The 235-nt window shown below is 64.7% G+C and carries 1 protein-coding gene; it reads right to left on the bottom strand.

Annotated features, from left to right (window positions below; genetic code table 11):
• A partial coding sequence (locus B4F27_RS17625; protein ID WP_286760307.1) for an endoribonuclease YicC domain-containing protein occupies positions 1–235 on the bottom strand: 235 nt, incomplete at both ends.

Here is a 235-nt window from a genome sequence, read left to right as displayed (position 1 = left end):
GAACTCCTGCATCAGGAAATCCAGTTTGCGCCCCACGGCCCCGTCCTGCGCCAGCAAGGCGCGGGCCGCATCCACATGGGCGTGCAGGCGGTCGATCTCTTCGGTGATGTCGGATTTGACGGCGATCAGCGCCAGTTCCTGCGCCAGCCGGTCAGCGTCCACGCCTTCGGCATTGTCCAGCACCCGCGAAAGATTGCGTTGCAGCGTCTGTGCCATCTCGTCCTTGCGCGTCTCG

It is taken from the genome of Sulfitobacter sp. UBA1132, from assembly GCF_002311545.1.
Classification (GTDB): Bacteria; Pseudomonadota; Alphaproteobacteria; order Rhodobacterales; family Rhodobacteraceae; genus Sulfitobacter; species Sulfitobacter pontiacus.
Note: the sequence above shows the minus strand (reverse complement) of the source record. Positions and strands in the feature narration are given on the sequence as shown.